The sequence below is a fragment of the Akkermansiaceae bacterium genome (assembly GCA_017798145.1).
Classification (GTDB): Bacteria; Verrucomicrobiota; Verrucomicrobiia; order Verrucomicrobiales; family Akkermansiaceae; genus Luteolibacter.
Genome location: CP059069.1, coordinates 840531 through 854261 on the forward strand (window position 1 = coordinate 840531; position 13731 = coordinate 854261).

Annotated in this window: 4 protein-coding genes; all 4 read left to right on the forward strand. The window is 62.0% G+C overall.

Translation table 11 applies throughout. The features are described 5' to 3' along the window. The first annotated feature begins 200 nt into the window (after window positions 1–200). The 4 genes from HZ994_03585 to HZ994_03600 all read left to right on the forward strand — a co-directional run bounded on the left by HZ994_03585 (window position 201) and on the right by HZ994_03600 (window position 13536). Window positions 201–2549 carry an autotransporter-associated beta strand repeat-containing protein gene (locus HZ994_03585; GenBank protein QTN31446.1) on the forward strand — a complete coding sequence of 783 codons (2349 nt, stop codon included), beginning with the start codon at window positions 201–203 and terminating at the stop codon, window positions 2547–2549. A gap of 479 nt (window positions 2550–3028) precedes the next feature. Beyond that, a complete protein-coding gene (locus HZ994_03590; protein QTN31447.1) occupies window positions 3029–4285 on the forward strand; it encodes a DUF1501 domain-containing protein in 1257 nt (418 codons plus the stop codon). A gap of 6 nt (window positions 4286–4291) precedes the next feature. Further along, window positions 4292–6466 (forward strand): tetratricopeptide repeat protein, encoded by a 2175-nt coding sequence (locus HZ994_03595; protein QTN31448.1) that lies wholly within the window; start codon window positions 4292–4294, stop codon window positions 6464–6466. Next, window positions 6463–13536 carry a tetratricopeptide repeat protein gene (locus tag HZ994_03600; GenBank protein QTN31449.1) on the forward strand — a complete coding sequence of 2358 codons (7074 nt, stop codon included), beginning with the start codon at window positions 6463–6465 and terminating at the stop codon, window positions 13534–13536. Before HZ994_03595 ends, HZ994_03600 begins: the two co-directional genes overlap by 4 nt. Window positions 13537–13731: the final 195 nt, after the last annotated feature.

Genomic DNA, 13731 nt, shown 5'->3' on the forward strand with positions numbered 1-13731 from the left:
CCAAATCTACCCCCCAAAACGAGATAGATGCCGTTTGCGATTCTTCTTGGGCGGGGCTCCTAAGATGCTAGATCTCCGCCCACGAACTTCGCCGAAACAGCGCATTTCCCCTGCCCCATTTCTGCAAACGCGACACTGATCGCTTCATCCAAAACAATTCGAAACCAATTCCTTAGCAATCCAAAACGCCAATCGATCCCATGAAACCAAAAGCATTCCTCCGCCACTCCATCCTTGCCTCCAGCGCGCTGTTCGCGGCTCCACTCGCACAGGCAGCAACCTACACATGGTCTGATGTCGTCAACGGCACGGCTGTTTCCGCGAATTGGTCCGCCGGCACGAACTGGACGGCGGCGCCTGTAAGCGCGGCTGACACCACCCTGAGCTTCGGCATGACTTACGGCTCCAACTCCACAGCCGAGACGAATACCTTGACCAACGATGTCGCCAACCCGTTCCAGTTGAACGTGCTGACTTTTGCCGGCAACACTCCTGGCGCAGCCAACGGAACAAACGTCGCCACCGTCAACATCGCCGGGAGTCCGTTGAGCCTCGTGCTCAACGGTGCGACCGCACCTAGGGTCAATCTGAACTCCAACCGATCCAACGGGCAAGGTGTGGTTTATAATGTGCAGAGCAATGTTTCTCTCGCCGCCGGCACCCTCTTCACCGGCAACGGCACCGCTACATTCAACTTCAGCGGGATCGTCAGTGGCACTTCCGGTTTCTCCAAAACCGGCACCAGCACCTTGACCCTTTCCAATGCGAGCAACGACTTCACCGGCGGCGTCACCCTTTCCGGCGGCAATCTTACCGGCGGCGGTCTGGCTCTCGCGAATGTATCGGCTCTTGGCAGTAACGCCATTTCGGTCACCGGAAACTCAACAATTTCCGCCACCTCGGGTACTGTCTCAAACACCTTCAACATCACCGATGGCGTGACCTTGGGTCTGCGGGCTATCGGTGCGACCGGCACCACAACCACCTTCAGTTCGGCGATCACCGGCGCAGTCGGCATCACCCTGGTGCAGGGACCAGTCACAAGCAACATTGTCAACCTATCCAGCACGAACAACACATTCACGGGTAACCTCACCTTGCCTACAGCATCAGGCACCAATGATTTCATCAATTTTGCGAGCATCGGCGACGGTGGATCGATCATCTTCGGCAGAGCCTCGTGGCTTGCGAACGTCCGCTATACCGGCGCAGCAAATTTGACCTTGAACACCCGCAACATCGCGCTGGCCAGCACTATTGGTATAGCTGCTGGTGTTGATGGAAGCGGCAACCCGTCTCACATGTTCGAGAACAACGGCACAGGCACCGTTACCATCAACTCGGCCATGGGGGTGACTAGCACGGCCACCTCAACTATCTTTTTCCTCGGCGGCAGCAATGCGGGCAATAACACCTTCGCCGGAGCCATCGCCGATCCGACCGGAGCCAATACCCTCGGAATCGGCAAGTCGGGAGCCGGCAAGTGGATTCTATCCAACAGCGCGAATTCCTATGAGGGCAACGTGCTTGTGCACCAAGGCACCCTATCTGTCAGTGATATTGATGTGGCAGCCAATGCCCAGTCGCTTGGCAAGGGCTCCCTCATCCAGTTGGGGTATCGGACTTCGCAGACTTCCGGCACGCTGGAATACACGGGTTCTGCAAATGCTACCACGGACAAACAAATCCAGGTTGGTTTCCTGGCGAACTCGACAAATACTAATTTTGCTGCTGGAGGTGTGATCCTCAACAACGGTCTAGGCACGCTGACCTTTTCCAACACCACATTCAACTCAATTGCTGGTGTCCCCGGCACCTCAACGGTTGACCGCACGCTGACCCTCGGCGGCTCCAACACGGGTGCCAACACCATCTCGGGCACCATCCAAGATAACCTACTGGGAGCTGCACAGGTATCGGTAAGCAAAACCGATGCAGGCACCTGGGTGCTCGGCGGTGCCAACAGCTACACGGGCACGACGAGTGTAACTGGCGGCACCTTGCTCATCAACGGCAGCACCTCCTCGACAAGCTTGGTCACGGTGGGAGCATCGGGCACTCTCGGTGGCAACGGCGTGGTGGGCGGCAACACCACGGTGAACGGCTCCCTGCGCCCCGGCAACAGCCCGGGCGTGCTTGAGTTCGGTGCCAACCTCACGCTCGGCTCGACATCCATCAGCACGATGGAGATCGGCGGCATCACCCGCGACACCCAATACGACGGGGTGAACGTGGCGGGAGCCATGGCCTACGGTGGCACCCTGTCCATCGACCTCACCACCCTCTTCGGTGGCGGCAGCTATACCTTCGACCTGTTCAACCTTACGAACGCGCCCACCGGCAACTTTACCGCCGTCAATCTCACCGGCAGCTACACCGGCACGCTCACCAACAACCTGGGCGTCTGGACGACGACGACGAACTCCGCCAACGAGTCCTGGACCTTCACCCAAAGCACCGGCGATCTCAGCTTGGTTGTCATCCCGGAGCCATCCGCAGCCCTGCTCGGAGCCCTCGGAGCGCTCGCCCTGCTCCGCCGCCGCCGCTGATCCGGCGCGGTGCCTGGTGCATCACTTCCCAGAACGCCCGCTTCCCCAGGAGGCGGGCGTTTTTGATTTGCGGCAGGGACGATCGTGCATCCGTCGCCGCGTTCAAAAAGAACGGATCGCCCGATCACGTCCATGGGCATCGCGACAAAATGGGACGACCTAGGGTTAGCGGGTTACAGCAGGAGTTCGCTGGTGACGGGGCTGCGGATGTGGTCTTTGGGCTTGCGGCCAGAGCCGGGTCTGGCACGCCACCTCGGGATGTTTCGGCGCCAAGTTCTGCCGAGGCGCGCGCCATGGGGGATTTCATTTCCCAACGGCTTTGCCGGGGTGACAAACGGATCAAAATTGGTGTTTTCCCAATCTTTTTTTGGGGGGATGGATCGTTGCGGTTGGGGCGGATGCGGTAGGGGGGGGCAAAATACCAGAAATTTAATGGCTGCATTTCAGGTATCAAAACATCATACTCCAGCGATTTTTTTATGAACCCCTGCACCGACTACCAGATCACCCGCCGCCGCATGCTGAAACTTTTCAGCGCCTCGATGCTCGGGATGCCGATCAGCCGCCTGATGGCCGACACCATCCCGGGGCAAGGCCACGCCGAGCATGTCGTCCTTTTCTGGAACAGTGGGGGCATGAGCCACCTCGATACCTGGGATCCGAAGCCCGGCCGCAAGGTGCAGGGCGAGTTCGCTCCGATCAAGACCTCGGTCGATGGCATGGAGATCTCGGAAATTTTCCCGCAGCTCGCCAAGCAGATGCACCACGCCGCGCTGATCCGCTCCATTGCCGGGACGAACGGCGACCACGGCCGCGCACAGTACGAGCTCCAGACCGGCTTCAACCAATCGCCCAACATCCTGCATCCCGGGCTTGGCTCCATCGTCGTCCATGAACGTGAGCCGCTCGGCGATCTCCCCGCCTTCATCAGCATCAGCGGCCAGGCGTCCCGCGCCGGATATCTCGGCCAACAATGCGAGGCGTATTACGTGGGCCGCCCCGGCGACAAGGATCCCTATCTCGCGTTTCCTGAAGGCATCAGCCACGCGCGCGGCATGCAGCGGCTCCAGGTTTTGGAAGCCATGAACCGCCGCACTTCCGGCACGCTTGGTGCCTCCGAGCTGAAAGCCTCCGAAACGGCGCTCAAAGATGCCGTCGCCCTGATGGAAAGCCCGGCGCTCAAAGCCTTCGAGCTGGATGAGGAACAACCCCAGACGATAGCCCGCTACGGCAACACGGAATTCGGGCGCGGCGCGCTGCTTGCCCGCAGGCTGGTGGAAAAGGGGGTCCGCTTCGTCCAGGTGAATCGCGGCGGATTCGACAACCACGGCAACATTTTCCAGGCCATGCGCGACCACGGCGCGGTGATGGATCCCGCCATCGCCTCCCTCATCTCCGACCTCAAGGCAAACGGCCTGCTTTCGAAAACCCTCGTGGTCGTGCTCAGCGAATTCGGCCGCACCCCGCGCATCAACGACGGAGCGGGCCGCGACCACTGGGCGCGCTGCTTCAGTTGCATGATGGCGGGCGGGGGCCTGCGCGGGGGAACCATCATCGGCTCCTCCGACGAGGACGGGATGGATCCAGCCACACGCCCCGTGAAAGTCCACGACCTCCACGCCACCCTCTGCCACGCCCTCGGCATCGATCTCCAGAAAGAGGTCATCACCCCGCAAGGCCGGCCGATGCGCCTCCTGCAAAAGGAAGCCCAACCGATCACCGAACTGTTTGCCTGACCCCAAATGAGCAAACTTTCTCCCCTTTTCCTGCTCACCCTCATCCTGGCACTTCCGGTCTCCGCCCAGGAAAAAGCCGAGCGCGGTTCGATCATCGAGGACAGGGCCGCCCGCAAGCTACTGCAGGCCGGCGATACCCGTCTTGAGCTCGGTGAAAACGAGAAGGCGCTGGAGATCTGGGAATCCGTCGTCGAGCGCTACCCGCGCAGCAAGATCCGCTTCGAGGCGCATCTCCGGCTCGCCGACCATTTGCTAAATGAAAGCAAGGACTACGACAAGGCGCGCGTCCACTTCGAGGCCGCGGCAAGCGATGCGAACGAGGACGATGCCCAGCGCGCCCACGCATTCCTGAACATCGGTGCATGCTTTTACGAAGCGGGGAACTACGGCAAGTGCTTCACCGTCCTGCGCGATGTCATCGAGCGTTTCCCCACCGCTCCGGAGGTGAACGAAGCCTACCACTACATCGGCCTCGGCCATTTCAAGCTGGGTCATTACAGCCGCGCCATCGAAGCGCTTGAAAAGGTTGGCACCGCCGTCTCTCCGCAAGACTCGCGCAACGGCAAGGTCGAGGCGGGCAAGCGGCTATACATCAAGATCGACGACAAGGACTTCGCGATCCTCCCGCCGGGCGCGAAGGTCACCGCGACCTGCACCACGAAAAACGGCGACAAGGAAACAGTCGATTGCGATCCCGTGGGACGCCATCCACGGCTCACGCTCGGCAGCATCGCGACCGCATCCGGCTCACCCGTTCCCGGCAACGGCATCCTCGAGGTGCGCGGCGGGGACGTGGTCAGTGTCAGCTACACCGACGCGCACACAGCCTCGAAAGCGTTCGACGAACCCCGCACCAAGCAAATCATGGTGGTCGGCAACGGCATCCCGCGGATCACGGATGGCTCCTACGGCCAGGATCTCCAGGCTGCGGTGATCGGGAAAGCCATTCACCTCCAGGTCACCGACGCCGACCTCGATGTCAGCGAAAATGCCGACGAACACACCGCAGAAATCCAGGTTTTCCGCAGGAAGACTGCGGAGGAGATCGACGACGAGGTCGCGCGCGGCGTTGCCAGCGGCGAGCTCACCGAAGGCCCGGACGGCGAGGACATGAAGACGAAGATCGATCCGCTGCTGCTGCTCCGCAGCCTGCCGGTGATACTCAAGGAATCGGATGAACCGGGCGTTTTCCGAAGCGCGATCCCCCTGCTTACCGGCAGCACCGGGGACGCGCTCACGGCGGAGCCCGGCCAGATCATCCGGCTCGTTTACCGCGACGAAATCCACCTCGGCGAGGGCACGCTCGTCCGCAGCGCGGAGGCAAGGGTGATCGAGGGCAACCTCGGCGAAATGCGAGTCACCCGCACCGAGATCTCCGATGAAGAACTGAGCCTGAAAACCAGCCTCCGCACAGCGACGGCGCTCACCGAGGTAGGAAACCACTACAAGGAATTCGGTCTCAGCGACAAAGCGGACCTGAAATACGCCGAGGCGCTCGATTCCTGCGAGACAATCCTGGCGGACTCGAAGAAACTCGGCGGGAAAATGCTGGAGGAAACCTACGTCCAGCTCTGGCGCATCTACTTCGCGATGGACGAGCTCGACCTCGCGCTAGGCATGAGCAAGCGCCTGCTTGCCGAGTTCCCCACCAGCGCCTTCGTGGACGAGGCGATGCTCCAGCAGGCGCATGTAGAGCGGAAACGCGAGAACCATGCCCGCGCGATCAGCCTCTACACCAGCGTCGCCAAACTCCCCAACAGCCCGCTGCGCGGCGAGGGCCAGTATTTCGTCGGCGAGTGCTACGAGGAAATGGCACTCAAGCCCGGCCAGCGCGATTCCGCCCGCCTGTTCGAGAACGCATTCCTCGCCTACCAGAAGGTCTTCGACCAGTTCCCTGACTCCGGGCGTGTCGGCGACGCGGTCGCAAAGATGGCCGCTTTCTATTACCAGAAGGAGGACTACGCCCGCGCCGTCGATGTCTTCGAAAACGTCCTCGCCGACTATCCCGACGCGAATTTCCTCGATGTGATCCTCTTCAACTACGGCCGCTGCCTCTACAAGCTCGACCGCAAGCCCGAGGCGCGGAAAAAGTTCGAACAACTCGTCAACGACTACCCGGAAAGCGAGATCTCCCAGGAGGCGCACAAGATCGCCGAAGCACTAACCAAGGCGGGGTTTTGAAAACGAAATTTGCACACATACCAGTTGCAATCCTACTCGCGCTGCCGCTGAGCGGTGCGCCTGCGGAGGAAGCCGCGAAGCTTGAAGCGCGCCTCAAGGAAAGCGCCGAGGCTTCCCCGCCGGCGGCGGAGATGATGCTTCAGCTCATCGATCTCTACAAGGAGGACGGGCAGGTCTTCGGCCTGATCCGCACCGCATCGAAGTTTTCGCGCGCCCAGACGGAGCATCCCCGCAGGGCTGAGGTTACGCTTGATCTCATCAAGGGCTACGCGGCGGCCGCCAGGCATGAGGATGTGATCACCACCGCCCGCCAGTTCCTGGATATCTTCCCGCAAAACCCGCTGACCGACGAAGTCAGGGATCACATCGCCTCCGCCTACGAGCGAACGGGACGGGTGACCCAGGCGGCGGAGCAGCGCGGCCTCGCTTGGCAGAATGGTGCACCGACCGAACAAGGAATCGCGGCGATACGGCTGTGGGTTTCCACGGACAAGGTCGATTCCTATGCCAAGGCCACGGAGCTCGCGGCGCTGATGGCGGATAAGATCGCCGTGGATGGGAAGCTGACTGGCATAGGCTTGCGCGGGATCGAATCCGCTCTGCGCGCCGAGAAATTTGCCGAAGGCCTGAAAATCGCGAACGCCCTGGCCCGCCGGAATGCGACGATGGATGCGGAGACGGACAAGCGGCTCGCATTCCTCAAAGGCCTCTGCGAAACCCGGCTCGGGCAACACGGAAACGCGGTGGCGTCCTTCCGGAAATCGCTGGTTCCCGGAAACGACGAACGCCACCGGGCGCTCATCGATGCGATGGTTGCCGCAAAGAACCCTCCGGCGGAAATCGAGGCCGAAGCCCGCCGCTATGCCGATGCATTCCCGCAGCGCGAAGACCGCTACGATCCCCTCGCCCGCTCCGCCCATGCTGCGGCGGAAGGCGGCAACATGGGAGCAGCTCTCCGCATTGCCGAGGATGTGATGAAGCACGATGCGATCTCCCGCGACATCGCGCGGGCATACGCCGGGTGGTGCGGCGACGACAACAACCGCGCCGCGGGCGGGCTCGCCGCCGCCATCGAGGCGAACAAAAAAGGCGCGCCACGGCTCCGTGCGGTTCTCGCGCTCGATGTCTATCGCGACCGAATGAAAGACAACGCGAAGGCGCGCGAAGCTGCACTACGTTTCCTGGAACTCTCCCCGGCGGAAGATGCCTGGACCGAGGAGATCGTGAAATTCCTCTACGATTCCTCGGCCACGTCCGAGACCTTCCGCGAAGACCTGAAAAAGGTCACGGAGAGCGCCGGGAAATTCCCACACCTCGCTGGCTTTCAGGATCGCGTGTGGAACCCCGCTCCCGCCGACAAGGAGCGCAACCGCGAATGGCAGAAAGCGAAGCGGGATTACCAATCGGACGCCATCACCAGGCTCTGGCGCGCGACCCGGGAAGACGGCGGCCGCTCCGGGCAAGCTTGCAAGGAACTGTTGGGCAAACAATGGCCTGCGGAAATCCGGCGGCACCTGCTTTCGCGCCTTTCCTATGTTTACCGCCACCACCTTGGCGGAAAATCGCGGGAGGTATCCGCAGGGCATTACGAAACGCTGTGCAAGGAATTCCCCAAGGACAGCGATGCCGCCGCCCGCTGGCTGGAGGCCGCCAGCCAATCCGGAAAAGAGCAGCAGCTCGCCGCCGCCCGGCATCTCCTGACCCTGCCACCCGTGGGGATGCATCCCGACAACTGGATACGCCTCTGCGAAACCAAGGACGAAGCGATCACCCGCAAGGCGGCTCCGTGGATCACCCAATCCGCCGCCGCCAGCCAATCCCCACTCTATCACGCCAGCCGCATCGGCGACCTGATGGCCGAGATCGGCATGAAAACCGAAGCCGCCGCGTGGTGGCGCTCACGCATGGATCTCGATCCCGCGAACCGCGATGCCATATCATGCACCCTTCGTCTCGCAGGCACCATGGATGCACCGCAGGCCGCGGATTTCCTGGCGAAACGCCTCGAGGCTGCCACCGAAAACCAGGGTGTCTATGCCGCCGCAATCGCCGACCTCCATTTCAAGGCCGGTGACATCGCCTCCATGGCCAAGGTGCTTTCGGCATCCCGCAATGCCGCCGATCAGCACCCTTTCCTCGAATGGGGCATGGGCGAGTGGCCTGCGCGGGGCTGGCTTGAGGCCGCTCGCAACTCCAAGGAAATGCCCGAAGCGGACAAGAAGCGGATTTATGAAATCATACTCGATCTCCGCCTCGGCCGCATCAGTGCGGAGGCCGGGATGATGCTCATCGGCGACAGGAAGCACGATCTCGCCCGCCTGCTCGAAACGCAGGAACTCATCCTCATGTGCGAGCCGCATCACGAGTCATGGGAACGCCTCTACCCCTTCGCGCAGGCCGCGCTGGCCAAGGAGGATCCGTCCCTCGCCGCCGCCATCCTCAACGGCCTCATCAACACGATCCGCTCCGTCGGCGGCGACCAGATGGCTGACGCGCGGACGCTGCTCCGCAAGGCTTACGGCGAAATGGGCGGCCTCAGCGCGGACATCCCCGCCGATAGCCCCATCGCACCCCTGCTCCAGATCGTCCTACATCTTCGGCTCGGGGAAACGGAACTCGCCGAGGAGGCCTATTTCAAGAACAAGGCGCTCTTCGACGCCCACCGCACCGAACTCCCCGTCGAGCTATTGCTTTTCGGAGCCGGGATCCACATCGCACAGGGCACCCCGGAAGACCACGAGCGGGCCGAGGACATCCTGCGTGGTTGGATGATGAAATTCGGCGAGGCGGAAAACGTCGATATCCGCGACAAGGCGCGCGTCCAGCTGCTCTTGGCCAGGAACTACCAGCGTGCCCTGCAATTCGACATCGCACGCGCCGAGTTCACCACCGTGCTGAACACCTACAGGGACCAGCCCGAGGCCATCGAGGCGCGCTTTGGGATCGGCGAAACCTACATGGCGCAGAAAGTCTACGACCAGGCTTCCGAGCTTTTCACGGAACTCGCCGAAAGCCCGGTGCCCGCGATCTCGATCCGCGCGAATTTCCTGCTCGGCGTGCTCGCACTGCGGCAGGAGGACAGCGAGAACGCCCGCCGCATTTTCCTCTCCGTCCTCGAAAACTCGCCCGACGCGGATCTCGCCAACGAGACGCTCTACAACCTCGCCGAGGTCTATGGCATCGAGCAGCGTTTCCTGACGCAGCTGGAAACACTACGCACCGTCGGACGGCTCGGCCAGGATTCCAAGGTCTGGCAAACACCGGGGAACGCGCTTCCCATCGTGGTTCAGGATCCCGATCTCGGCATCAGCCGTGGCGACACGCGCATCCCGGTTGTTGTCAGAACCGAGCCGGGCAACGACGAGGAGCGTTCATTTCTGACAAGCGGCGGCGCGGGCAAGGGCATTTTCCTCTCGGAAATCCCCACTGTCCTCGGCGAGGCGAAACCCAACGACGGAGTCCTCCAGGTCACCGGCGCGGACACGATCACCGTGGACTACCCGGAAGATTTCAAGAAGGAGTTCCAGTTCGGCTTCCCCGGAAACACCCGCCTGCGCATCGCCTCCGACGGAAGCCTGGATATCGCGAGCACCGAAATCGCCAACGATGCGAAGGAAACGATCACCGACGATCTCAAGAAGGAGATGGATGAGGAAAAGGAGGAGAAACCGCGTTCCGCGATCCGACCCTCCAACCAGGTGAAACCCGGCAACCTGATCTTCATCCAGGTGAAGGATGGCGACCGCGATGTGACGACCGCTCCGGACGAGGTCGGCATCCGCCTCACCGCATCGGGTGGCGACGAGGTGCAGGTGAAAATTTCCGAGGAAAGCTCCCACGGCGGGATTTTCCGGGGCACTGTCCGCACCGGCGAACTCCCCGCCGGCGCGGGCGCATCGGACTCCGCCCTCGACCACAGCCCGCTCATGGCGATCGACCACGATCCGAACAGCTCTTGGCGCAGCGAGCCTGACGGCGCGGCACCGAAGCTCCTAACGGTCGACATGAAGGAGCTCCGGGACGTCACGACAATCGTCCTGACCTCCCCCGACGCGGACAACGAGGCACCTGTCCGCATGGCCGTGCGTGGCAGCCATGACGGCAGGTTCTGGTTCCGGCTCGCGGATCTCCCCCCTCCCCCACCCGCGGATAAGATCACTTTCCCGGAAAAAGGGATGTTCCTGCGCACCTACAGACTTCCCGCGAATGAGCTTCGGGAAAACTACACCTGGGAGCAGATCGCGGACATCGCGAAGAAACTCGAACCGACGACAAAGGAAGAGGTTGCCTCGATATCATGGACGGCTCCCGAGGAGGACGAAAACGCCCATTTCCTGATCTGGTCGGGGCCGCTTGTCCAGGAGCGGGATGGCGCAATGCGCTTCTCCGTTTCCGGCAGGACGACCGCCCTGATGCTTGATGGCAAGCTGGAGCTACCGCCCGGTGAAGATGGACGGAGCGTGGATCTCCTTGTGGCGCGCGGCATCCACCACATCACCGTTTTCTCCATCGCCGAGCCGAAGGCGAAATCCGCCGGTGCCGTCCGCGCCCGTGAGAACCGCAACTCGTCTGCGGTTTCGCTGCACCCTTTCGCGGCATCCGATTTCGACATCGCCGCCTTCGAGGGACTGACCGAATCGGGCGATGCCACGACCAACCAGATCAACAAGGAGGCCAACACCTGGACGCTGGACATGCCATCGCGGAAGCTGCGCCACATTGAATTTTCCTTCCTCGAATATCGGGGCGAGGCGGTCGCGGTGAGCAATGTCGAGATCAGCGGAGGCGGAGCCCGCCACATCCCGCCAGCCCAGGACGTCCTCCAACTCGCCGACAACGACATCCTCGAACTGGCTCCCGGCGACAGCGTCCAGGTCTCCTACCTCGACGAACTGACCGCCGGCCGGCATCAGCCGAACCGCCTGCTGACACGATCCCTCACCGCCACCTACTACAACGGCGAGATCATCCCCATCACCTACGACTTCCAGCGCACCGGCGGCGGATCGGTCTCGGGCTCCCGGAAGGAACTGCTCCGCATCGATCCCGGAGAACGTATCGTCGCGGAAATCACCGACTTTGATCTCGACACCGGATTGGACCGCGACACGGTCGAGATCGAGGTACAGGTCAATGCCGACGCCTCCGTGAAATACCTCGCCACCGAAACGGGATCATCCACCGGCGTTTTCCTCGCGGAGATCGACACCGCCGCCGAAGCGGACGGAAGCAAGCTCGTCGTCAGGCAGGGCGACAAGGTTTACATGCGCTACAAGGACACGCAGAACACCTTCCCCGGGCACGCATCGGATCGCGAGGCGGTGGTTTACCTCAACAGCCCGAGCGATGGTCTCGTGCGCATCCTCGAAAGCGAGACCCCGCCCGGCGGCGCGGCGCGAATCCTCCCTGCGCAGCCCGGTTGGCAGCCGGGGCACGCGGGGAAAATCGAATACCGTGCGCCGCTCACCGTGGAGGTCATCGATCCGGACCAAGCGAAGGACTCCAAAAGCACCGTCACCGTGGAAGTCACGACCGACCAGGGCGCGCAAGCCCGGGTGATTTGCCAGCTCTCCCGCGCCTATGCCCCTGCCGACGAATCCATGGAAGGAGTCCGCAACCCCGCGCTCTTCGAAGGCCGCTTCGTCGGGCAGATCCCCCTGCTCCTGGGGAACGCCGCCGGACTTGTGCAAATCCCCGAGGACGGATCCCTGCCAGCAGCGGATTTTGGCGAGATCGTCTCCGATGAGGAAAAAACATCCGGACTCCATGCGCTCAACACCCTCGGCAACAGCGTTTTCACCGCCACTTACACCGACGATTCGGCCCAGCGAACGCTTTCATCAAAAGCCTCTCTCGCTTCCGCCGCAAGCCTCCGGATCACCGATAGCGAGTATCTGGAGGACGCGGAGATCGCCCATGTCGGCACCAAGCTCTATCTCCTTCTCGAGGATCCCGACCTCGATGTTTCCCCGGAGCGCGACAAGGCGCTCGTCCGTATCCTGACTGATACCGGTGAGGACGAAACGCTAGAGCTCGAGGAAACGCTCTCCCATAGCGGTGTGTTCAGCGCATCGTTCCCGCTCACAATCAATGCCAAGCCGGTTCCCGGAAATCCCGAGGCGGGCATCGAGTGTTTCTTCGGCGACGGGATCACCTCAGGATACCTCGACAATGTCCCGCAGACACCGGACGGCCTGAACATCATCGAGAGGAAGATCCCGGTCGCTGTCGGCACTGATGGCGAGTTGTCTTCATTCAGCAAGGTTTACAAGGATGAGGATCTCGCGGTGGAAACGCAGTTCCACATCGCGGAAAGCCATTTCGAACTCTTCAAGGGGCACCGCAAGCTTGAGCAGAAGGAAGAGGCCGCCGCCAACCTCGAGGCGGGCAGGCGCGTCCTGCGACAACTCCGCGAGGATTATCCCGATCCGAAATACGCACCACGCGTCTCCTACCTGCTCGGCCAGTTCGCGCAGGAGATGCAGGCATGGGACGAGGCGATCGCCGCCTACGCGGAGATCGTCCGCAACCACCCCGAACACAGCCTTGCTCCCGACGCCCAATACAAGCTCGGCCAATGCTACGAGGAGGCCGGCGAACTGGACAACGCGCTGGAGGCATACGTCACACTCGCCGCCACCTACCCGAAGAGCCCTCTCATCGCCAATGTCATGCTCCGCATCAGCGAGCATTTCTACGTCAAAGAAGAGTTCGCCGTCGCCGCCTCGGTGGGCGCGAAATTCGTCGAGCGTTTCCCCAACCACGAATGGACGCCCAAGATGGCGTTCCGCGTCGGCCAATGCCACTACAAGCTCGAGGAATATGGCCGTGCTGGCATCTCCTTCGATGCCTTCGTGAAACGTTTCCCCGAGCAGGAGCTCACCGCCCAAGCCCTCTTCTGGGCCGGCGAAAGCTACCGCATGGGAAACCAGATCCCCGAGGCCTTCCGCCGCTACAACCGCTGCCGCTGGGACTTTCCCGAATCCGACGCCGCGAAATATTCCCGCGGACGACTAGCGCTTCCGGAGCTGCTTTCCCAGTTTGAAAGGGAGGCGAATCTGAATGAGTGAGGCGACCGTTTGCAATCGTCAGATCACAAGCGGAAAACCGAAAAATCACACCAGGGGATTCTCACAGGAAAGCCCCGTGGTGGTGTTTAGCGCGACGGCTCCAGCCAAAGGGCGCAGCCGACCCCGAGGGGCATGAGATTGCAGTCGTCGCGGCGGATGCCGTGGTTGGATCCTCGATGAGCCCATGCCCCCCTT